The sequence below is a fragment of the Streptomyces sp. NPDC043746 genome (assembly GCF_056436485.1).
Genome location: NZ_JBWKCM010000031.1, coordinates 25,721 through 46,432 on the forward strand (window position 1 = coordinate 25,721; position 20,712 = coordinate 46,432).

Below are 20,712 nucleotides of genomic sequence, written 5' to 3' on the forward strand. Positions count from 1 at the left end.
GCCGAAAGAGATCGGTGGAACACGGACGCCCTTACATCGGACAGTTGCGGCAAAGGCACGGACGGGGCTTGCGCGGGCGACTACATTCGGACAGCGAAGGCAGAGGCTGGGGGTTGGTTTCATGGCGAAGGACGCACCGCCCCGCTGGGACCGCAGGATGCAGCAGAGGCTGGTCCGCGGTGAGGCGGCGGCGCTCGGCGAGCTGTACGACCGGTTCGCCTCCCTCGTCCACAGCCAGGCGCACCGGATGCTCGACGACGAGGACACCGCCGATCTGGTCACCCGCGAGGTCTTCGCCCACATCTGGGAGAACCCCGAGGCGTACGACCCGCGGGAGGGCTCGATGCGCTCCTGGGTGGCCGGGCTCACCCACCGCCACGCGGTGCGGCGGCTGCGGCGGGCGGCCACCGCGGCACACGCGCGGGAGCACGGCGAGGGCCAAGCGCCGGACCCGGAGGAGCTGGAGCGGCGGGTGCGGAGCGCCACCTCGGCGGCCCGGGCCGACTTCATCGTCTCCTCGATGCCCGCCTCCCTGCGGCAGGCGCTGGAGCTGGCGTACATCCAGCGCCGGGACTACCGCCAGACCGCCGCCGATCTCGGGGTCACCGAGGACGAGGCCCGCCGTCGGCTCCGGCTCGGCCTCCAACTGCTCTCCACCGCCGGCACCCCGCCGCTCGACACCGCCTCGCCACCCGGTCACGGACGTGCCCGGTGAGCGGCGACGGACGCGAGGGCGGCCGCCGCGACGACGAGGTGCGGGACGCGCGGCGGATACCGGGCCCGCGCGGTGCGGTGGACGATCTCGACCTGGAGGCGTTCCCCCGGCCGGTGCTGCCGCCGCGCGGCGTGCACGCGCCGGAGGAGAAGGCGCCGGGGCGGGAGGGGACGGTGTCTGAGGACGGGGCGCCGGGGCAGGAGGCGTGGGAGGAGGAAGCGCCGGTGGAGGAGGGCGGGGACGTCGTGCACGAACCGCTCTCCGGGACCGCCGCCGACCCGGCAGCTCCGACCGCCCCGCCCGACCCGGCCACCCCGCCCACGCCGGTCGCCCCGCCCGCGCCGGTCCTCCCCCACCGGGTTCTCAAGGCCCTCCTCGGTGCGTGGGCGCTCTCGGCCTGTTCGGCCGAGGAGACCGCCGCCGTCGAGGATCACCTCACCGCGTGCGGGCCCTGCGCGGACGAGGCCCTGCGGTTGCGGGACGCGGTGGGGCTGCTGCACACCGACGGGTCCCTGGATCTCGACCCGGGACTGCGGGCCCGGGTGCTGGACGGCTGCCTGGGGCGCCGGCCGGCCCGGATCCCGGTGCCGGACTGGGTCGCGCCGTACGACGCGGAGACCGCCCGGCTGGACGCCCTGGTGCGGGACTTCGGGGCCGCGGAGTGGCACGCGCCGGTGCGGCTCAGGTGGTTCGAGGAGGAGCGCGCGGTCACCCGCCGGACCACGGTCGCCGGGGTGATCGGCCACCTCTGGGCCGTCGACGGGCTGCTCTCCGCCGCGCTCGGCCTGGACGACCCGCTCGCCGCGGCCGACGGGCGCGGCGGGGCCGAGGTGCCGCTCACCCCGGTCCGGCGCACCGAGGCGTACTGGACGGCCACGCGCCGGCCCGCCACCCGGGCCGTCCGGGAGCCCTGGCGCGACCTCACCCACGAGCTGATCCGTACGGCGTCGATCGCCGACCGCAACGTGGCCGAGCGCTCCGTCTCGTACGGGGACTTCGCCCTGCCCCTCCAGGACGCCCTGCTGGACCGGGCCTTCGAGTGCTGGGTGCACGGCGCGGACATCGCGGAGGCGGTGGACTATCCGTACGGGCCGCCCTCCGCCACCCATCTGCACCGGATGGTGGACCTGGCCGCCCGGATGCTCCCGGCCGCCCTCGCGGGGCGCCGCCGCACCGGGCTGGCCGGACCGGCGAAGGAGCTGGTGGCACCCGGGGAGCCGGGCCGCTCGGTCCACCTCGAGGTCGAGGGGCACGGGGGCGGTGACTGGTACATCGCGCTCGACTCCCCGGCCGCCGTCGGCTCGCCCGACCGCGCGGTGGCGCAGGTGGCCCTGGACGGGGTGGAGTTCTGCCAGCTGGTCGCGGGCCACGTCTCGCCGGTGGAAGCGGCGGCGGGCCAGGAGGGCGATCGCGAGGCCATCCGCGACGTGCTGTTCGCGTCGGCCTCGCTCAGCCGCCTGTAGTCACACGGCGAGCTCAGTTGAAGATCACCGTACGGTGGCCGTTGAGCAGGATGCGCCGCTCCGCGTGCCACTTCACCGCGCGCGCCAGCGCCTGGCACTCCACGTCCCGGCCGATCGCGACGAGCTGGTCGGGGGTCACGTCGTGGCCGACGCGCTCCACCTCCTGCTCGATGATCGGTCCCTCGTCCAGGTCAGCGGTGACGTAGTGGGCGGTGGCGCCGATCAGCTTCACGCCCCGGGCGTGCGCCTGGTGGTACGGCTTGGCGCCCTTGAAGCTCGGCAGGAACGAGTGGTGGATGTTGATGATCCGGCCGCTCAGCTGCTTGCACAGGTCGTCCGAGAGCACCTGCATGTAGCGGGCGAGGACGACCAGCTCGACGTCCTCCTGACGGACCAGCTCCAGCAGCTGCGCCTCGGCCTCCGCCTTGTTGTCCTTGGTCACCGGGAGGTGGCGGAAGGGGATGCCGTACGAGGCGACCAGCTCGGCGAAGTCCGTGTGGTTGGAGACGACGGCCGCGATCTCGACGGGCAGCGCGCCCGTACGGGAACGGAACAGCAGGTCGTTGAGGCAGTGGCCGAACTTGCTGACCATCAGCACGACGCGCATCTTCTCGTCGGACCGGTGGATCTGCCAGTCCATCCGGAAGGCCTCCCCGATCGCGGCGAAGCTGGCCCGCAGCTTGTCCACGGTCACGGTGGTGTCCGCCGAGAAGTGGACGCGCATGAAGAACAGACCCGTGTCGTGGTCCCCGAACTGCTGGCTGTCCTCGATGTTGCAGCCGGTCATGAAGAGATAGCTCGACACGGCGTGCACGATGCCCTGTTTGTCGGGGCAGGAGAGGGTGAGGACGTACTGCTCGGGCAGGGCGGCGGGCTGCGGTGCGGTCATCCTCGTAGGGTGCCACAGCCTCGGGTTCCTAGGCGGCCCTGGTCATGATGCGGATGACGTCCAGCGAGCGCGGCGGGGTGTCGGGGTCCTCGCCGTCGTTGGTGGCGAGCATCACGTGCGCCTCGCGGGCCGCGTGGACCGCCTCCGGCCAGCCGTGGTGCTCCAGATAGGCCGAGACGGGGGCGTCCGCGCCGACCTGGTGCATGATCCGCAGCACCCGCAGGGCGGCGGCGTCGACGGCGGCCGCCTCGGCGGAGTCCCTGAATATGGTGCCGACGTACTTCTCGGCGGACCAGTTGTCGAGCCAGGTGTCCTCGACCAGGCGGTACACGGCGTCGGTGACGTCCCCGTACCCTTCCCGGCCGGCAAGCCAGCAATCGTGGTGGAAGACGGGGTCGGAGAGCATGTGCAGCGCCGAGCGCACGTTGGTGCGCCAGCGCCACCACGGCATGTCAGTGAGCGGCATGACGCCCATGGTGGAGGAGCGACGGCCGCGACGGGAAGAGTTCTCCGAACCTTGCTGCACGGTCGTCGATCGTACGTTCCCCTGCGACGGGCCCGCGCGGACCCCCGCAATTCACCTTTCCGTCACCGAGCGTTGAGCAGCGCACACCGTGGCGTTACCCCGGAGGCGGGAGTGTTGCTGAACATGACCGGACGGAGACGCACCGCCTTCCCCCGCCCCTTTCCCTTCCTCATCGGCACGGCGGTGGCCGGAGCGCTGCTGCTGTCCGGCTGCGGCGTGCTCCCCGGAGGCCCGGGGGGCTCCGGGGAGCCGGTCACGGTGATGACCTGGGCGCCCGACGAGGTGGACGCCGCCGGGGCGGTGAGCATGCCGGGCGTCTCCGCGATGGCCCGGACGTACGCCCGCTGGATCAACGAGCAGGGCGGCATCCACGGCCGCGAGCTGCGGGTGGTCACCTGTGACGAGCGCGACACCGCGGCGGGCGCCGAGCGGTGCGCCCGGCAGGCCGTGGACCGGGGGGTGGCCGCGGTCGTCGGTTCGTACAGCCGGCACGGGCAGAGCGCCATTCCGGTGCTGGAGTCCGGCGGCATCCCGTACATCGGCGGTTACGGCGCCTCCGACGAGGAGTTCCGCAGCTACCTCTCCTACCCGGTCAACGGCGGCCAGTCGGCGCTCCTCGCGGGGCACGGGCGGCAGTTGGCGGACGGCTGCGAGCGGGTCTCACTGGTGCGGCCCGACTCGATCGGCGGGGCCCGGATGCCGCAGCTCCTGAACACCGGGCTGCTCGCCGCCCAGCGGCCCGAGTCCACCGACATCCTCGCCCCGGAGCAGGCCACCTCCTACGACGAGCAGGCGGCGACGGCACTGAAGCGGGCGGGCGGCAGCTGTGTCGCGGCGGTGCTCGGTTCGCGTACGGAGACCTTCTTCGACTCCTTCCGCCGCCTGGAGCCGGAGGGCGGGCGGGTGCGGATCTCCTCCGTGCTCGGCAGCGTCAGCCAGCCGCTCATCGACCGCACGGGGGGCCGGAAGAGCCCCTTCGAGGGGGCCTACGTCACCGGCTGGTACCCGGACGCGGGCGACCCGCGCTGGAACGAGATGCGCGAGGTGATCCGGAAGCACGCCTTCGGGGACAACCGCATCGACCCGGACGACACGGGCGTGCAGACCACCTGGATCGCGTACACGGTACTGCGGGCGGTCGTCGGGACGATTCGCGATGACACGGTCACCGCCAACAAGGTCACCTCCTCGCTGAACCGGGGCACCGAGGTCGACACCGGCGGTCTGACCCCGGTGCTCCGCTGGCGGTTCAAGGACCTGCTCGGCACCTCGCCCTACCCGCGGATCGTCAACGCGGAAGTGACGTTCCAGGTGGTACGGGAAGGACGGCTCACCGCCCAGAAGAAGGGCTTCGTGGATGTCACGGAAGCCCTGTCGGACGCCCGGCGGACGGCGGGCTGACACCCGGCGGCCGGACCGCCCGGCCGCCGCTTCAGAAGCCCGGGGCCCGGCCGCCGCTTCAGAAGCCCGGGGCCCGGGGCGGGGCCCCGCCCCGGGCCTTCCTCAGGTCAGAGCTCCACGGGGGTGTGCTTCGTCAGGCCGTACTTCTCGGCGATGGCGTTCCACAGCACGGCGGCCTCCTGCTTGGCCTTGGTGGCCTCGCCGCTCTTCCGGTTGGCGCGGGCGGTCTCGTTCGTCGACCGTGCCCTGCCGTCCTTGCAGACGTGCTTCTGCTTCTTCGCCTGCCGGGCCCAGGTGGCGTAGTGCTCGTCGGCGGCGGCCGAGGCCTTCCACGCCCTGGTGAGCGAGGAGTTCAGCGCCTCGTGCTGCGGCAGCTCGTCCAGCGTGAGGGCCTCCAGCCGGGTCACCAGGTCGCGGCGCTGCTGGGCGGCGCCCTTCAGATCGGTGTTGGCCTGGTCCAGGTCCGTGCAGGACTTGATCTTCTCGACCGCGCTGATCACCGCGGCACGGCTGTTGTTGCTGTCGGCCAGCAGCTTGTCCAACGCCTCGGCCTGCGGCTGCGCGGGGTCGGGCGGCGGCGCTTCCTCGGTGGGGGTAGCGGCCGGTGAACTCTGCGAGGCGACGGTCTGCGTGGTGTTCTTGGCCTTGTCGTCACCGCCGCCACCGCTGAGCAGCGCGCCCGCGCCGAGTCCGATGACCGCGCAGCCGACGACGACCGCGGAGATCAGCGGCACATGGGCGCCGCGCCGACGCGGGGGGTCGCCGCCGTCGTCGTACGGAAGCGGCTCGGCGGCCCCGTCGCCGCCGCGCAGCCCCTGGAGCCCCGACTGGTAGCCCTGGGGCGGCAACTGGCCGCCGGGGTAGCCGTGCTGGGGCCGCTGGGGGTCGCTCCGGTAGCCCTGGCGGGGCGAGGGCGGCTGGTCGTACCGCTGGGGCGGCAGTTGCTGGGTGGCGTCCGCGGGCGCCTGAGCCCGGAAGAGGTTGTCGAACTCGGAGGGCGGCTGCCGCTCCTCCGGCGGGCTCGGCGGAGCCCCGTACGCTCCTGCGGCGGGCACGGGCGGCAGGTACTGCGTGGCGTCCGCGTCCGTGCCCTGGGCCGGGGCGGGCACCGGCGCGATGTACTGCGTGGCGTCGGCGTCCCCGCCGTGCGGGGCCTCCGGCGGCAGCGGCTGGGCGTAGGGCTGGGGCTGCTGGGGGGACGGGTACTGCTGCGGGTGCTGCTGGTACGGGTCGGAGTGCCGCGGCGGCTGTTGCTGCTGCGGGTATCCCCCGGCGCCCCCCTGCCCGTACGACTGCGGCGGCTGCTGGTACCGCCCCTCGCCGTACGGCTGGTCCTGCGCCTGTGCGGGCGGCAACGGCTGGGAGTGCTGCTGCGGGTACCCGTACGCCCCCGCTGCCTGCCCGCCGGGTATCGGTCCGCCCGGTATCGGTCCGCCCGGCTGCTGCGGGGCGTCGGTCTGCGGCCCCCAGGGTTGGCCCCACGGCTGCCCGCCCGCGGGCGCGGCCTGTCCGGCCGCCTGCCCGGCGCCCTGGTCGGCCGGGCCGCCGGTGGGCGCCCCCGGGATCCAGGGGGCGCCGCCGTCGGAGGGCAGCACGACACCTTCGTGCGCGGGTCGTCCAGCGGGGAGCTGTTGCTCGCCGCCCTGTCCGCTCTGCGTCACCGGGACTCCTACGTGTGAACCAACGGAACCGTCGGCTCACGCTATCGGGTGCCCACCCGCCTCCGCCAAGCGCGTGGTCCCCCTCACCACCCCTTCACAGGCGGGTGACACCCGGCCCCCGCGGGACGCTGTCAACAGCCGGACCGCCGCTTCCGCACGGACCGCACCCGCAGGTCACCCCGCCGGCACCGCCGCCTCACGCCGCCTGGAGCTCCATCCGCTCGCCGAACTCCCGTACCGCGGGCTCCTGTCCGTACGGCGCCAGGCGCTGCCGGAGGTCGTCGAGGTATTCGGCGCCCCGGCTGGAGCGCACCGTCCCGAGCAGCTCCATCGCCCGCGTCCCCGTGTGGCAGGCGCGCTCCACCTCGCGCTGCTGGACCTGGGCCGAGGCGAGCAGCACGAGCCCGATGCCCCGGCGCCTGGCGCGGCTCTCCGGCAGGGCGGCCAGCGCCTCCTTGGCCCGGCGCGCGGCCTCCGCCGCCTGGCCGAGGTCCCGGTGGCAGTGGGCCAGCTCGTCCGCGAGGTAGCCGGTGTCGAAGTGGCCGATCCAGTCCGGGTCGTCGCCCGTGTGCGGCTCGGCCTGCTCCAGCGCGGCGACCGCGCGCGCCATCACCAGCTGGCAGGTGCGGGCGTCCCCGAGGAGCGCGTGGCCCCGGGCCTCCGCCGCGTAGAACATCGCCTGGGCGCGGGGGGTGACCTGGCCGCGGGCCCCTTCCTGGGCGGCGCGGGCGAGTTGGGCGATCTCGCGCGGATTGCCGAGCTGGGCGGCGAGGTGGCTCATGGAGGCGGCGAGCACATAGCCGCCGTACGCCCGGTCGCCTGCGGCCTGGGCTAGCCGCAGGGCCTGGATGTAGTAGCGCTGGGCGAGACCGGGCTGGCCGGTGTCGACCGCCATGTAGCCGCCGAGTTCGGTGAGCCGGGCGACGGCGGCGAACAGCTCGCGGCCGACCTGTTCGCGGTACGCCCCCGAAAGCAGGCCGGAGACCACGCTGTTGAGGTAGTGCACCAGCACCGGGCGGACATGGCCGCTGCCGAAGCGGTGGTCGAGGTCGGTGAGGGCGGTGGTCATCGCCTTCACCGCCGCCACGTCGGCCATCCCGACCCGGGTCCCGGCCGCCCGTTCGACCTGGGGGTCCCTGCCGGAGATCAGCCAGTCGCGGCTGGGCTCGACGAGCGCGGAGGCGGCGACGGCGGAGCCGGTGAGCAGATCGCGGCGGCCGACGTCGCTGCGCCACAGCTCGCAGACCTGCTCGATGGCCCCGGCCACGGTCGGGGCGTACTGGAGGCCCACACCGGAGGCCAGGTTCTTGCCGTTGGCCATGCCGATCTCGTCGATCGTGACCGTACGGCCCAGCTTGCGGCCGATCGCCTCGGCGATGATGCCCGGGGCCCGGCCCCGGGGCTGCTGTCCGCGCAGCCAGCGGGCCACGGACGTCTTGTCGTACCGCAGGTCGAGACCGCGCTCGGCCCCGACCATGTTGACGCGGCGCGCGAGGCCAGCGTTGGAGCAGGCGGCTTCCTGGATGAGCGTCTGGAGCCGTTCGTTGGGCTGGCGGGCTACGAGAGGCCTTGCTGCCATATTTCCCCCTGGAACAGTCTGTATAGGTGGATACGCGGATACACGCTGATCGGTGGAAGGATCACTGCCCGTCACCTGCTCAAGAAATGCGCATATTCCATCGGCATTCGGTACGGGCGCGGCGAGTTACCCGCCCGGCCGGGGCGGGAGGCCCGGCCCTGGTGGGTGCTACCCCCGCAGCGGGGCACCGCCTCACGCGCGCCCCCGCCCGTGCTCCGATGCGCCCCACGTGCAGGATCGATGCGCCGCCCCTCGGTTCAGGGCAGGCCGTAACCCCAGGTGACGGCGGCAGTTGTGCTGGTCGTGGAAGAGCCCATGGGAGTCACGGAAGCCGCAACGGTCCCTCAGCAGCGGGGCGAGCAACTGCTCGACGCTGCCGTGCGATACGCGGAAGAGCGCCACTGGGACGTGTTCCCCGGCACCTGGCTGGAGGCCGTGGAGGGGACCGAGCGCTGCTCCTGCGGCGAGCCGGCCTGCCCCCTGCCCGGGGCCCACGCCGACCGCCCCGACTGGGCGGGCCAGGCGACCGGCAGCGGGGCGGCGGCCCGGCGGATGTGGTCCCGGCAGCCGCGCGCCTCGGTGCTCCTGCCGACCGGCCGCGCGTTCGACGCGCTGGAGGTGCCGGAGTCGGCCGGGTTCCTGGCGCTGGCCCGGATGGAGCGGATGGACCTCACGCTCGGCCCGGTGACCTGCACCCCCGACCGCCGGATGCTCTTCTTCGTGCTCCCGGGCGCGGCGGCCAAGGTGTCCGAGCTGGTGCGCGCGCTCGGCTGGAGCGCGGAGGCCATCGATCTGACCGGCCGCGGCGAGGGGCACTACATCGCCGCCCCGCCCACCCGGCTCGGCGGGCGCGGGGCCGTGCAGTGGGCCCGTAAGCCCACCACCGTCAACCGGTGGCTGCCCGATGTGGACGAGCTGGTCAGCCCGCTGGCGTACGCGTGCGCACGCGAGGCGGCGGACGCCCGCGCACGCGTCTCGTAGAGCTTCTCGCGCCGGAGAACGCCTTTCGTAGGGTGGTCCCACCAATGGGGACATCGAAAGGCTGTGCCATGCCGGACCAGGCCGTTACACGTGACACGACGGGCGCGCACGACGCGCCCGCGGGAGCGACGGAGGCAGAGGCGACGGCGGGCGGTGCGCGGACCGCGCCCCCCGCCGTCCGCGTGCAGGGGCTGTGGAAGCGGTTCGGGGAACAGGTCGCCGTGTCCGGGATCGATCTGGAGCTGCCCGCGGGCAGGTTCATCGGACTGGTGGGTCCCAACGGGGCGGGCAAGACGACGACGCTCTCGATGGTCACCGGGCTGCTGCGGCCCGACATGGGGAAGATCGAGGTCGCGGGCCACGACGTGTGGACGGATCCGGTCGCGGTGAAGTCCCGGATCGGCGTGCTCCCCGAGGGGCTGCGGCTCTTCGAGCGGCTGTCGGGTCGCGAACTGCTGGCGTACAACGGCCGGTTGCGGGGGCTGCCGGGCGACGAGGTCGACAAGCGGGCCGCCCAGCTCCTGGACGTCCTCGATCTGGCGGGCTCGCAGAACAAGCTGGTGGTCGACTACTCGACCGGCATGCGGAAGAAGATCGGTCTCGCCGCCGCCCTCCTGCACAATCCGGAAGTGCTCTTCCTGGACGAGCCGTTCGAAGGCGTCGACCCGGTCTCCGCCCAGACCATCCGGGGGGTGCTGGAGCGCTACACCCGGTCCGGGGCGACCGTGATCTTCTCCAGCCATGTGATGGAGCTGGTGGAGTCGCTCTGCGACTGGGTGGCCGTGATGGCGGCGGGCCGGATCAGGGCGCAGGGCACGCTGGAGCAGGTCCGCGGTGACGCGCCCTCCCTCCAGAGCGCCTTCCTCGAACTGGTCGGCGCGGGCGGCCGGAACGCCGGGGACGCGCTCGACTGGCTGGGCGGCGCCCGATGAGCGTGCTGGACGCCCCCGTCACCGCCGCCGCACCGGCGCCCCCGGCGACGGGCCTGACCCCCACCTTCGTACGGCTCAAGCTGACGCTGCTGCGCAACGGGTTGCGGCAGTCGTCCGGGCGGAAGGCGGCGTTCATCGCCTCGCTCGTCTTCGCGCTGCTGGTCGCCGCGGGCCAGGCCCTCGGACTCGCCCTGCTGCGCGGCAACGCGAACGCGGGCACGGTCGCGGTGCTGCTGACGGCCGTCGTCGCGCTCGGCTGGGCGGTGCTGCCGCTCTTCTTCCCCAGCGGGGACGACACCCTCGACCCGACCCGGCTGGTGATGCTGCCGCTGCGGCCCGAGCCGCTGGTGCGGGCGCTGCTGGTCTCCTCGATGATCGGGATCGGCCCGCTGTTCACGCTCTGCCTGGTGGTCGGCTCGGTGGTCGCGCTGGCGCACGGGGCGGCGGGTGCGGTGTTCGCCGTGCTGGCGGTCCCGCTGACGGTGCTGCTCTGCGTGGCGCTGTCCCGGGCCGTCACCACCGCCAACGTACGGCTGCTCAACTCCCGCAAGGGCCGTGACCTGGCGGTGCTCAGCGGGCTGGTGATCGCGGTGGGCATCCAGTTCGTCAACTTCGGTGCGCAGCGGCTCGGGGAGGCCGGCGGGCTCTCCACGCTGGAGCCGGTCGCGGACGTGGCCCGCTGGCTGCCCGGCGCCTCCGCCGTGGCGGCCGTGGACGCGGCGTCGCGGGGGTCGTACGGGGTCGCGGTCCTCCAGCTGCTGGTCACGGCGGCGGCCCTGGGGGCGCTGGTGTGGTCGTGGCGGCGGGGGCTGGTGAAGCTGATGACCGCCCCGGACGGCTCCACGCTGGCCGCGGCGGCGCCGACCCGCAAGGAGTCGGGCCGCACCGGGCTGTCCGGGCTGCTGCCGGAGGGCCGTACGGCGACGGTGGTGCACCGCAGCCTGCTCTACGTCGCCCGGGATCCGAAGACCAAGGCGGCCTGGGTCACCGCGCTGGCGATCGGTGCGATCGTGCCGCTGTTCAACGCGCTCCAGGGCACCGGCTCGATCTACTTCGCCTGCTTCGCCGCCGGGATGCTCGGCATGCAGATGTACAACCAGTTCGGCCAGGACACCTCCGCCTTCTGGATGGTCGCCCTGACGATCTCCTCCACCCGGGACGCGTACGTCGAACTGCGGGCGCGGGCCCTGGCCCTGCTGCTGATCACGCTCCCGTACACGCTGGTGGTCTGCGTGGCGACGGCGGCGCTCCTGGGCCGCTGGCAGGCGCTGCCGGGGGTGCTGGGCATCTCCTTCGCGCTGCTGGGCGCGATGCTGGCGATCGGGGCGGTCGCCTCGGCGCTGTTCCCGTACTCGATCCCGCAGGAGGGCGCGTTCAAGAACGTGGCCCCCGGGCAGGGCGGGCTGGCCTGGATCTCCATCGTCAGCGGCATGCTGGCCGCTCCGGTGCTGGCTGCCCCGGTGGTCGCGCTGACGGTCTGGCTGCACCTCGCGGACCTGCACACCGCGCTGTGGCTGGTGGTCCCGGCGGGTGCGGTGTACGGGGCGCTCCTGGGGTGGGCGGGGCTGCGTGTCGCGGCACCGCGCACGGCGAACCGGCTGCCGGAGATCCTGGCGGCGGTCAGCAAGGGGTGAGGACGAGGGTCCGCACGGCGTCCGGGCCGACGCCGTGCGGGGTCCGCGTGCAACCGCCGGGCGCGGCGTGGTGTTGTGATGGGTGATGGATGAGATGCCTCTTCAGGTGCCCGAGTTACTCGCGGTGGATCTCGACCGCGGCTTCGCCGAGCTGGTGCGGTCCCACGGCGGGGTCGTGTACTCGGTGCTGCTGCGCCTCTCCGGCGACTCGCGCGATGTGGAGGATCTCGTACAGGACACGTTCCTCCGGGCGTACACCGCGCTGTCGGGGTATCCGCCCGAGCGGCGCGGGGCCCTGCAGCCGCGGGCGTGGCTGCTGGCGATCGGTACGAACGTATGGCGCAACCACGTACGGACGCTGACGCGGCGGCCGGTCGCGGAGTCGGGCGTGGACGTCGGGGAGCTGCCGCTCGCCGACGGGAGACCGGGCCCGGAGCAGCGGGCGGAGCACGTGGTGGAGCGGGAGAGGCTGGTGGCGGCGCTCGCCGAGCTGCCCGAGCGCTACCGGGTCCCGGTGGTGCTCCGGCATATCGCCGAGCTGGGGTACGCGGAGATCGCGGACCTGCTGGGGTGTCCGGTCGGCACGGTCAAGGCCCAGGTGTCACGGGGCCTGGCGGCGCTGCGCGAGATGCCCCGGCTGACGCGGGAGGAGGTGATCCGATGAGTGGTCTGGACGAGAGGCCCGGTGGACCGGCCGGTGCGGCGCGGCTGAACGGTACGGCGAGCGCCGACCGCGCGCCGTTCGGGTTCGACGGCCTGCGGGAGCCCATGCCGGTGGATCTGGGGATCCGGATTCTGCGGCGGGCGGGCGTCACCGAGCACGCGTACGACCGTTACTCCCTGGTGGAGGGCCCGGTGGTCGCGCTGTTCGTCGCGCACGGCCGGGGAGCGGTGACCGGGGCCGGTCCGGTGGACCGGTATGCGGGCCCGGAGGACTTCGAGGAGCAGCATCTGCTCCGGACCGGCCGGGCGGCGCTTCCGGCGGGCAGGCCGCTGCCGGGGGTGGTCGGGGCGCTGCGGACCGGCCGTGACCGGAACCTGCGCTACGACTACGGGACGCTGCCGGAGTCCCGGTCCCGGGTCCTGGAGGCCGTGCGGGGCATCCCGCGCGGCCAGTTGCGGCCGGTGGGGTGGCTGGCGGCCGAGGCGGGGGTACCGGATGCCACGGCGGCGGAGCTGCTGGAGGCGGTGCGCTCCGGTCCGGCCCCGGTGCTGATCCCCGTCCACCGGCTCGGTGACGAGGACGGCCGACCGGTGGACTGCGGGCTTCCGGCCGTGCTGGTCGAGCGGCTGCGGGCGTACGAAGGGGTCGACGAGGAGCGGCTGGGGAGGTTCGCCGCGGCCGGTACCCACTATCTGGGCAGCGGCACCACCAGGATCTTCTGCTACCCGACCTGCGCGCACGCCCGCCGGATCACCGACCGGCACCGGGTGCCCTTCGGGTCGGTGGCCGCGGCGCGGCGGGCCGGGTACCGCCCGTGTCTGAGCTGCCGCCCCGTGGCGGCCTGACGGCCGGGCGCGCGTCCGGCCGAGCGGTCGGCTGCCCGGGCGGCCGGTCGCGCTCCGCCGTGCGGCCGGTCAGCGGACGAAGAGGGCGAGGGCGAGGCCCAGGAGGACGAGCCCCGCGACGGCGTTGCCGATCCGGGAGGCGAGCGGGGGGAACGCGGCCTCGCCCGCCGTCCGCCGCGTCACCATCCGTACGCCCACTTCCGTGGGGATCAGCAGCCAGAGCGCGCCCGCGCCATGAACGCGGGCGGCTCCTCCGGCGGCAGTGCCGCCGCGGTCTCCTGCGGCATGGTGCCGCTCGCCCAGGGCTCCGACGCCGGGGGCTCCCTGCGCGTGCCCGCCGCCTTCTGCGGGGTCTTCACCCTGATGCCGACCTTCGGCCGGGTCCCGGTGCCCGCCAGGCCCAACGCCTTCCGCCGGTTCAACCCGATGGTCTGTTACGCGCCCCTCGCCCGCACCGTCGCGGACGCCGCCCTCGGCGTCGACCTGATGTCCGGCGCCCACCCCTACGACCCGTACTCGTTCCCCGCCCCCGAGAAGCTCACCGACGCGCTGCACGGGGACCTCACCGGGCTCACCGTCGCCTACAGCCCCGTCGGCCGGGCCCGCAACGGCGTCCCCGTGGGACTCCAGCTCGCCGCCCGCCGCAGGAACGACGCCCTCGTCGTCCGTGCCGCGGCCGCCATCGAGAGCCGCCCCCCCTGGGCGGCCCGCTACGACGACCTGGACCTGGACGCCACCACGGCCTGACCGGGCCGGACACCGCCGGGACGGCCCCCGGCAGCCATCGGGGCCGTCCGGGCGGACGGCCCCCTCCCCGGCGGGGAGCGAAGATCGGAGAAACCCGTGCACACCACCACCGGCGGGCGCAGCGGACTCGGTGGCAGCGCCGCCCTTCTCGTGCTGCTGGTCGGACAGGCGATGGCCAACATCGACCTGGCGATCGTCAACCTCGCCGTACCCGCGATCAGCACCGACCTCGACGTCGGCAGCTCCGAACTGACGCTCATCGTCACGGCCTACGCGCTCTGCTCCGCCGTGCTCCTCGCCCCGGCCGCCCGGCTCGGTGAACGCCAGGGCGTCCGCCGGGTCTACCTGTGGGGCCTGACGCTCTTCACCTTCGCCTCCGTCGTCTGCGGGCTGGCCACCAGCGCCGCCGTCCTCATCGCCGGACGGTGTCTGCAAGGGGCCGCCACCGCCCTGATGATCTCCCAGGTGCTGGTCGGCATCCACCGCTGGTTCACCGGCCCGGCCCGGGCCCGCGCCCTGGGCTGGAACGTGCTCACCCTCTCCGGCGGTGCCGCGCTCGGCCAGGTCCTCGGCGGCACCATCGTCTCCGCCGACCTGCTGGGCACCGGCTGGCGGGCCGTCTTCCTGCTCAACGTGCCCATCGGCGTACTGATCCTGGCGCTCGGCCTCTTCCTGCTCCCGCACGACCGGCCCGCCGCCACGACCGGCCGGGGCGACAACGACATCCCCGGCACCGTGCTGCTCGCCGCCACCACGCTCGCCGTCCTCATCCCGCTCAGCCTGGAGCGGCCCGACTGGATCTGGGTGCTGCTGGCCGCCGCCGTACCGCTCGGCGTCCAGTTCATCCGTACCGAACGGCGGGTCATCGCCCGCGACGGCACCCCCGCGCTCGACCTGCGCCCGCTGAGCGCCACCACCGTCCGCTGGTCGCTGGCCTCCTACGCCGGCACCACGCTGACGTACATCGCCATGCTCTACCTGCTCTCCCTCCACCTCCAGCAGGAGCTGGGGCTCCCCGCCTGGCAGGCGGGCCTGGTCCCGCTCGGCTGGGTCCTCGCGTTCGGCCTGGCGGGCCCCGCCTTCGCCCGCTCCCCGCAGGCGCTGGCCCGCTTCCTCCCGTTCATCGGCTGCGCCATGCTCACGGTGACGTACGCGCTCGCCTCCTTCGTCCCCGCCGGTGCGGGCACCGCCATCTGGCCGCTGACCGCCGTGCTCTGCATCGGGGGCTTCGGCCTCGGCATCAACCACACCTCCCTGCTCAACCTGGTCACGGCCACCGTCTCGCCGCGGTACGCCGGCCCGCTCAGCGGCACCGTCAACACGCTCTCCACCGTCGTCGGGGTCACCGGCGTCGCCCTCTTCGGCGCCGCCTACTCCTGGTTCAGCCGCAGCGACTGGGCGGGGTCCGCGACCGCCTGGGTCCTCACCTGCTCCGGGCTCGCCCTCATCGCCGGGCTCTGCAGCTTCGCCGCGCTCCGTGCCATCGCCACCACCCCGGCAGGCCCTCCGGACCCCGACGTCACGGCCGACGCAACCGTCGCGCCCACCACGGTGTTCTCCTCCAAGGAGAACACCGGACACACGACGCCCACCGCCGACTGATCCGCCCGCACCGCCCGCTCCACCGGCGGGAGGCGCACGAACCACGAAGGACGACCAGCGATGACCGCGACCGAACCGCACCCCATCCAGGCCAAGGCGGCCCTGTTCGACCTCGACGGCACCCTGGTGGCGACCGAGCACCGCAGCCGTGCCGCCTGGACCCGCCTCTTCACCACCCACGGTCTGCCCGTCGACGACGCGCTGCTGGCGACCTTCGTCGGGCGGCGCGGCCAGGAGGCGCTGGCCGACCACGTCGACCGGTTCGGCGGGCCCACCGTCGACGAACTCTTCGAGGAGGCGTGCGGCTATCTGATGGGCCCGGACAGCCCGCCGCCGTACGCCGTCCCCGGGGCCGCCGACCTCCTCGCCGACCTGCACGGCCGCGGTGTGCCGCTGGCCGTGGTCACCTCGGGCCTGCGGGCCCACGCCACGGAGCTGCTCGACCACGTCGGCGGGGCCGAGCTGTTCCAGGTGATCATCACCGCCGAGGACGTCCGGGCCGGCAAGCCCGACCCACAGGGGTACCTGGCCGCCTGCCGGGCCCTCGGGGTCCACCCCGCCGACGGGATCGCCTTCGAGGACGCCCCCGCCGGGGTCCGGGCCGCCGCGGCCGCCGGGCTGCGCTGCGTCGCGCTCACCACCACCCACACCGGGGCGGACCTCGCCCACGCCGACGTGGTGGTCCCCGACCTCACCACCCTGCGCTGGGCCCCGGACTCCGAGGTCCGTTGACCGCCGGTCCCGTACGCGGGTGCGTCGGCACCGACCCCGTACTCCGGTACACCCGCACGTCGGCGTCCATCCCGTACTCCGGTACGTCGGCCCGGCCCGCACCACCGAAAGCCACCCGCCATCCCTGGGGAGCCGCGAACATGTCCGCCGCCCGCCCGTCCGAGCCCGCCGCCCTGGCCGCCTCGGTCACCAGCAGCCTGGTCCTGGTCCACGACCCGGAGTGCCGGGCCACCGCGCCCGACTACTGGGACTGGTCGGCCGACGCCCACCGCACCGCCGTGCGGGCGCTCACCGCGATCGACGACGACCGTGTCCGGACGGCGGCCGGACGCCTCACCGCCGCCCCCGCCGACGACACCGCCGCCGCCGCCCTCACGACGGCGCTCACCTCGCTGCTGGGCCGCCCCGGCGGGGAGAGCGACGCCGTCGACGCGCTGCGCGCCGCCGCCGCCCGGACCCCGCCCGCGCCCGGGCCCCACCCGCCGTTCGGACCGCACCGCCCGGAACCCACCCGCCCCGACCACCCGCCGCCCGCCCAGAGACGAGGACCGACCATGGACACCCGGCACACCGTCATCGACTCCGGCCTCGGCCCCCTCACCGTCGTCGCCCGGGGGCAGGCCCTGACCGGCCTGTACTTCCCCGACCACGTCCGCCGCCCCGCCGAAGAGGCGCTCGGGCCCCGGGTCCCGGCCGAGGAGGACCCTCTGTTCGCGGAGGCCGCCGAGCAGCTCCACGACTACCTGGCCGGGCGTCGCGACGGCTTCGCCCTGCCGCTCGCGCCCGAGGGGGACACCTTCCAGCACGCGGTGTGGGACCTGGTCAGGGAGATCCCCCACGGCGAGACCACCACGTACGGAACCATCGCCGAGCGCCTCGGCGCCCCCGGGCTCGCCCAGCGCGTCGGCCAGGCCGTGGGGGCCAACCCGCTCTGCGTCCTCGTCCCGTGCCACCGGGTCGTCGGCGCCGACAACTCCCTCACCGGCTACGCGGGAGGCCTCGCCCGCAAGCGTGCTCTGCTCACCCTGGAGGAACCCGCCGAGGTGACGGCTTCCCGCCTCTTCTGACTCCCCGCTCCCGGGGCGCGCGCCACCCGCCCTCCTCCCGACAGCGAAAGCACCGCCATGAACCACTCCGCCGGCCTGCCCGCCCCGCTCTTCGACGATGCCTTCCGGGCCGGCGGGGCGCCGCGGACGGTGTCCAGCGGCGAACTGCCCGCACTCCAGGACCTGGACTGGGCAGCGCTGTACGCGCGGCTGAACGAGAACGGGGTGGCGGTCACCGAACCGCTGCTCTCGCCCGAGCAGTGCGAGGAGATCGCCAGCACCTACGAGAACCCCGCTCTGTTCCGCTCCACCGTGGTGATGCAGCGCCACCAGCTCGGCCGCGGCACCTACCGGTACTACGCCGACCCGGCCGCTGTCCCCCTCGTCCAGGCACTGCGCGAACAGCTGTATCCGCCCCTGGCGTGGATGGCCGACCAGTGGGCGCCGCTTCTCAAGGAGCACGCCTTCCCCGCCACCCTGGACGGGCTCCTCGCGAAGTGCGCGGCCCACGGCCAGACCCGGCCCACCCCCCTGATCCTGCGCTACGACGAGGGCGACTACGCCTGTCTGCACCAGGACGTCTACGGCGACATCGTCTTCCCCCTCCAGGTCACCGTCATGCTCGCCCGGCCCGGGGAGGACTTCACCGGCGGGGAGAACGTCTTCGTCGAGCAGCGCCCCCGGGCCCAGTCGCGGGCCGTCGTCGTCACGCCGCGACAGGGCCAGGCGATGATCTTCCCGGTCCGCCACCGCCCCGTACGCGGCGAGCACGGCTTCTGCCGCCATCCGATGCGGCACGGCACCGGCGCCGTGGAGTCCGGCCGCCGCACCACCCTCGGCGTCATCTTCCACAACGCCCGCTGACCCGTCCGGGCAGCAAGGAGTCTCCATGACCGACACCGCTCCCCTGACCGGCCCCCTCGAAGACCGGGTCGCGGCGGGCGACTGGGACGCGCTGACCGGCGAGCTGGACCTGCACGGCAGCGCGCTGACCTGGCCGCTCCTCACCCCCGCCGAATGCGCGGAGATCGCCGGACTGTACGACGAGGAGGACCGCTTCCGTACGACGGTCGACATGGCCCGCCACCGCTTCGGCTCCGGCCAGTACCGCTACTTCACCCACGATCTACCCGACGCGGTAAGGGAGTTGCGCGAGGCCTTCTATCCGCACCTGCTCCCCGTCGCCCGCGACTGGGCCGGGAGGCTCGGCCGGCCCGCGCCCTGGCCCGACACCCTGCACGAGTGGCTGACGATGTGCCACGACGCCGGGCAGGACCGCTCGGCCCAGATCCTGCTGCGCTACGGCCCCGGCGACTGGAACGCCCTCCACCGGGACGTGTTCGGGGACATGGTCTTCCCGCTCCAGGTCGTCATCGGCCTCGACGCGCCCGGAACCGACTACACCGGCGGCGAGTTCCTCATGACCGAGCAGCGCCCCCGCGCCCAGACGCGGGGCTCGTCCACCACCCTGCCGCAGGGGCACGGGCTGGTCTTCACCACCCGCGACCGGCCGGTCCCGTCCCGGCGCGGCTGGTCCAACGGGCCCATGCGCCACGGGGTGAGCACCGTCCGCTCCGGCCACCGCCGCACCCTCGGCCTGGTCTTCCACGACGCCGCCTGAGACATGCGAGGAGGAACGGGATGAACGTCCGCAAGAGGTGGGAGCCGCGCCGCTCGCCGCTGATCAGCGCCACGGACCAGACCGCGTACGGCGGCCCCCTCACCCCCGCGCCGCACACCCGCGCGGAACTCGCCGCCCTGGTGAGCCTGTTGGCGGAGACGGGGAAGCAGATCGGGACCGTCGCGGTGGGCCGCGGCAGGGACGCGCCCTCCCGGGCCGCCGCCGAGGCCTTCACCACCGCGTGGGAGGCCCGGGGCGGGACGGTGCTCACCGCGGTGGACTGGCCCGAGACCGCCGCCTCCTGGCTGCGCCCGGCGGTCCGACTGACGGAGGTGGTGCCGGACGCCTGGGTGATGGCGGCGGCCCCGCTCGGCTTCGCCCAGCTCGCCCGCCGCCTGCGCCACTCCACCGACTGGGACCCCGCCCGCACCTACGCCTTCGCCGTCCTCGGGGACCCCCGCCTCCCGGCCCTCGCCGGGGAGGGGACCCTGGACGGTCTGCGCGGCGCCACGGCCGAGGGCGGCAGCTGGGAGGTACGCCGCGACTCGGTGACCGTCCTCCCGCCCGCCCCGGACACCGCCTGACCCGCACTCAGGCCCACAGGTCCACAGGTCCACAGCCCCTCAGGACCCCGCCGCAGCCCCTCAGGCGCTCGTCACGGGGCGACCGGCTCCCGGTCGCCCCGGGGGTCCTCCGCGAGCTGTTCGAGGAACGGCTCGACCGCCGCGCGCCACCCCTCCGGCTGGTCGTAGTGGACGAGGTGGCCCGCTTCGGCCACCTCCGCGTACTGCCCGCGGGGCAGGACCCGCACCATCTCCTGCGCCTCGGCCCGGCCCAGCTCCCCGTCGAGCCCCCGGAGCACCAGGGCGGGGCACTGCACCTGCGCCAGCTCCTCCCAGTGGGCGTCGAAGACCCAGGTGGCGCGGGAGACCAGCATCTGCCGGCGGGAGAAGACCGGGCGCCAGCCGTCCTCGGTCTCCGTCATCACCTCGGCGTAGAACTCGCCGCGCGAGGGGTTCGGCCGCTCCACCCAGGGGTCGTCCTCACCGAACCACTTGCGGACGTCGGCCAGCGTGGCGAAGGGCAGCGGCCAGGTCGCGAACCAGTCGGTCCACTCGCGCTGCGAGGCGGCCCCCAGAGCGGAGGCCCGCATGTCGCAGATGACGAGGGCGCGCACGAGGTCGGGGCGCTTGGCGGCGAGCTGCCAGCCGGTGAGCGCTCCCATGGCGTGGCCGACGACGGTGACGGGCCCGAGCCCGAGCTGTTCGATCGCGGCCTCGGCATCCCCGACGTACGCCTCGCGGGTGTACGGGCCTTCGGCCGGCTTGTCGCTGCGGCCGTGGCCGCGCTGGTCGAGGCCGACCGCGCGATACCGCTCGGAGAGCCAGCGGGCGGTGGGGGCCCAGTGGGAGGCCCGGCCCATCAGCCCGTGCAGCAGTAAGACCCCGGGGGCCCCGGGAGCGCGGTCCTCGCCGAGGGCGTGGCCCGCTCCCTCCCCGTCCGCCCCCGCACGCTCCTTGGGCGGATCCGCGAACTCCCACGCCGCGAGGCGTGCGCCGTCGGATCCGGTCACATCGATGCGCCGCACCATGGTCCTGGCACCCCCTTCTGGTCCTTGGTCACCCACCGCGTGGTCGCACAACGCCAGAGTATCGAACTCTTATTCGAAAACAG

General features: G+C 74.3%; 20 protein-coding genes. 15 read left to right on the plus strand and 5 right to left on the minus strand.

What is annotated here, in order from left to right; genetic code table 11:
• Positions 1-121 precede the first annotated feature (121 nt).
• Positions 122-715 (plus strand): sigma-70 family RNA polymerase sigma factor, encoded by a 594-nt coding sequence (locus tag AC0682_RS26565; protein ID WP_478535564.1) that lies wholly within the window; start codon positions 122-124, stop codon positions 713-715.
• Positions 712-2,178 (plus strand): zf-HC2 domain-containing protein, encoded by a 1,467-nt coding sequence (locus tag AC0682_RS26570; RefSeq protein ID WP_478535566.1) that lies wholly within the window; start codon positions 712-714, stop codon positions 2,176-2,178. The genes AC0682_RS26565 and AC0682_RS26570 overlap by 4 nt, the downstream gene beginning before the upstream one ends.
• 13 nt (positions 2,179-2,191) lie before the next feature.
• Here the strand turns inward: AC0682_RS26570 and purU are convergent, their stop codons facing one another.
• Positions 2,192-3,067 carry a formyltetrahydrofolate deformylase gene (gene purU / locus AC0682_RS26575; RefSeq protein WP_254811970.1) on the minus strand — a complete coding sequence of 292 codons (876 nt, stop codon included), beginning with the start codon at positions 3,065-3,067 and terminating at the stop codon, positions 2,192-2,194.
• Positions 3,068-3,095: 28 nt separating this feature from the next.
• A complete protein-coding gene (locus tag AC0682_RS26580) occupies positions 3,096-3,542 on the minus strand; it encodes an SCO4402 family protein (RefSeq protein WP_254813217.1) in 447 nt (148 codons plus the stop codon).
• Positions 3,543-3,716: 174 nt separating this feature from the next.
• Here AC0682_RS26580 and AC0682_RS26585 point away from each other — a divergent pair, with 174 nt between their 5' ends.
• Positions 3,717-4,994, plus strand: coding sequence for an ABC transporter substrate-binding protein (locus AC0682_RS26585; RefSeq protein ID WP_478535569.1), 1,278 nt, complete (start codon positions 3,717-3,719; stop codon positions 4,992-4,994).
• Between the two features lie 107 nt (positions 4,995-5,101).
• Here AC0682_RS26585 and AC0682_RS26590 read toward each other — a convergent pair whose 3' ends face one another.
• Together AC0682_RS26590 and AC0682_RS26595 are read right to left on the minus strand one after the other, a co-directional pair.
• Positions 5,102-6,655, minus strand: coding sequence for a hypothetical protein (locus tag AC0682_RS26590; protein ID WP_478535570.1), 1,554 nt, complete (start codon positions 6,653-6,655; stop codon positions 5,102-5,104).
• 196 nt (positions 6,656-6,851) lie between these two features.
• A complete protein-coding gene (locus tag AC0682_RS26595; protein ID WP_478535572.1) occupies positions 6,852-8,234 on the minus strand; it encodes a transcriptional regulator in 1,383 nt (460 codons plus the stop codon).
• Between the two features lie 315 nt (positions 8,235-8,549).
• Here AC0682_RS26595 and AC0682_RS26600 point away from each other — a divergent pair, with 315 nt between their 5' ends.
• The 12 genes from AC0682_RS26600 (at position 8,550) to AC0682_RS26655 (ending at position 19,622) form a co-directional block, all read left to right on the plus strand.
• A complete protein-coding gene (locus AC0682_RS26600) occupies positions 8,550-9,215 on the plus strand; it encodes a bifunctional DNA primase/polymerase (RefSeq protein WP_478535573.1) in 666 nt (221 codons plus the stop codon).
• Between the two features lie 68 nt (positions 9,216-9,283).
• Positions 9,284-10,147: an ABC transporter ATP-binding protein gene (locus AC0682_RS26605; protein ID WP_478535575.1), complete on the plus strand. Its 864-nt coding sequence runs from the start codon at positions 9,284-9,286 to the stop codon at positions 10,145-10,147.
• Positions 10,144-11,781 carry a transporter gene (locus AC0682_RS26610; RefSeq protein WP_478535576.1) on the plus strand — a complete coding sequence of 546 codons (1,638 nt, stop codon included), beginning with the start codon at positions 10,144-10,146 and terminating at the stop codon, positions 11,779-11,781. Before AC0682_RS26605 ends, AC0682_RS26610 begins: the two co-directional genes overlap by 4 nt.
• A 106-nt stretch (positions 11,782-11,887) precedes the next feature.
• Positions 11,888-12,445, plus strand: a complete 558-nt coding sequence (locus AC0682_RS26615) for an RNA polymerase sigma factor (protein WP_478535577.1) — start codon at positions 11,888-11,890, stop codon at positions 12,443-12,445.
• The gene (locus tag AC0682_RS26620; RefSeq protein ID WP_478535578.1) at positions 12,442-13,290 is read left to right on the plus strand and encodes an Ada metal-binding domain-containing protein; all 849 of its coding nucleotides are present in this window, start codon (positions 12,442-12,444) and stop codon (positions 13,288-13,290) included. Before AC0682_RS26615 ends, AC0682_RS26620 begins: the two co-directional genes overlap by 4 nt.
• A gap of 234 nt (positions 13,291-13,524) precedes the next feature.
• Positions 13,525-14,037 (plus strand): amidase family protein, encoded by a 513-nt coding sequence (locus AC0682_RS26625; RefSeq protein WP_478535580.1) that lies wholly within the window; start codon positions 13,525-13,527, stop codon positions 14,035-14,037.
• A gap of 96 nt (positions 14,038-14,133) precedes the next feature.
• Positions 14,134-15,639, plus strand: a complete 1,506-nt coding sequence (locus tag AC0682_RS26630; protein ID WP_478535581.1) for an MFS transporter — start codon at positions 14,134-14,136, stop codon at positions 15,637-15,639.
• 60 nt (positions 15,640-15,699) lie between these two features.
• Positions 15,700-16,371: an HAD family hydrolase gene (locus AC0682_RS26635; protein WP_478535583.1), complete on the plus strand. Its 672-nt coding sequence runs from the start codon at positions 15,700-15,702 to the stop codon at positions 16,369-16,371.
• Positions 16,372-16,511: 140 nt separating this feature from the next.
• A complete protein-coding gene (locus tag AC0682_RS26640; protein ID WP_478535584.1) occupies positions 16,512-17,438 on the plus strand; it encodes a methylated-DNA--[protein]-cysteine S-methyltransferase in 927 nt (308 codons plus the stop codon).
• Between the two features lie 57 nt (positions 17,439-17,495).
• Positions 17,496-18,281, plus strand: coding sequence for a 2OG-Fe(II) oxygenase (locus AC0682_RS26645; RefSeq protein ID WP_478535586.1), 786 nt, complete (start codon positions 17,496-17,498; stop codon positions 18,279-18,281).
• Between the two features lie 25 nt (positions 18,282-18,306).
• Positions 18,307-19,038, plus strand: a complete 732-nt coding sequence (locus AC0682_RS26650; protein ID WP_478535587.1) for a 2OG-Fe(II) oxygenase — start codon at positions 18,307-18,309, stop codon at positions 19,036-19,038.
• 20 nt (positions 19,039-19,058) lie between these two features.
• The gene (locus AC0682_RS26655; RefSeq protein ID WP_478535588.1) at positions 19,059-19,622 is read left to right on the plus strand and encodes a type 1 periplasmic-binding domain-containing protein; all 564 of its coding nucleotides are present in this window, start codon (positions 19,059-19,061) and stop codon (positions 19,620-19,622) included.
• Positions 19,623-19,693: 71 nt separating this feature from the next.
• Here AC0682_RS26655 and AC0682_RS26660 read toward each other — a convergent pair whose 3' ends face one another.
• The gene (locus AC0682_RS26660) at positions 19,694-20,629 is read right to left on the minus strand and encodes an alpha/beta fold hydrolase (protein ID WP_478535589.1); all 936 of its coding nucleotides are present in this window, start codon (positions 20,627-20,629) and stop codon (positions 19,694-19,696) included.
• Positions 20,630-20,712: the final 83 nt, after the last annotated feature.

Coding starts and splice junctions, on each gene's coding strand:
- AC0682_RS26605 (WP_478535575.1), top strand. CDS start 9,284: ATGCCGGACCAGGCCGTTACACGTGACACGACGGGCGCGCACGACGCG.
- AC0682_RS26640 (WP_478535584.1), top strand. CDS start 16,512: ATGTCCGCCGCCCGCCCGTCCGAGCCCGCCGCCCTGGCCGCCTCGGTC.
- AC0682_RS26620 (WP_478535578.1), top strand. CDS start 12,442: ATGAGTGGTCTGGACGAGAGGCCCGGTGGACCGGCCGGTGCGGCGCGG.
- AC0682_RS26580 (WP_254813217.1), bottom strand. CDS start 3,542: ATGGGCGTCATGCCGCTCACTGACATGCCGTGGTGGCGCTGGCGCACC.
- purU (WP_254811970.1), bottom strand. CDS start 3,067: ATGACCGCACCGCAGCCCGCCGCCCTGCCCGAGCAGTACGTCCTCACC.
- AC0682_RS26565 (WP_478535564.1), top strand. CDS start 122: ATGGCGAAGGACGCACCGCCCCGCTGGGACCGCAGGATGCAGCAGAGG.
- AC0682_RS26610 (WP_478535576.1), top strand. CDS start 10,144: ATGAGCGTGCTGGACGCCCCCGTCACCGCCGCCGCACCGGCGCCCCCG.
- AC0682_RS26645 (WP_478535586.1), top strand. CDS start 17,496: ATGAACCACTCCGCCGGCCTGCCCGCCCCGCTCTTCGACGATGCCTTC.
- AC0682_RS26595 (WP_478535572.1), bottom strand. CDS start 8,234: ATGGCAGCAAGGCCTCTCGTAGCCCGCCAGCCCAACGAACGGCTCCAG.
- AC0682_RS26600 (WP_478535573.1), top strand. CDS start 8,550: ATGGGAGTCACGGAAGCCGCAACGGTCCCTCAGCAGCGGGGCGAGCAA.
- AC0682_RS26635 (WP_478535583.1), top strand. CDS start 15,700: ATGACCGCGACCGAACCGCACCCCATCCAGGCCAAGGCGGCCCTGTTC.
- AC0682_RS26660 (WP_478535589.1), bottom strand. CDS start 20,629: ATGGTGCGGCGCATCGATGTGACCGGATCCGACGGCGCACGCCTCGCG.
- AC0682_RS26625 (WP_478535580.1), top strand. CDS start 13,525: ATGAACGCGGGCGGCTCCTCCGGCGGCAGTGCCGCCGCGGTCTCCTGC.
- AC0682_RS26585 (WP_478535569.1), top strand. CDS start 3,717: ATGACCGGACGGAGACGCACCGCCTTCCCCCGCCCCTTTCCCTTCCTC.
- AC0682_RS26650 (WP_478535587.1), top strand. CDS start 18,307: ATGACCGACACCGCTCCCCTGACCGGCCCCCTCGAAGACCGGGTCGCG.
- AC0682_RS26655 (WP_478535588.1), top strand. CDS start 19,059: ATGAACGTCCGCAAGAGGTGGGAGCCGCGCCGCTCGCCGCTGATCAGC.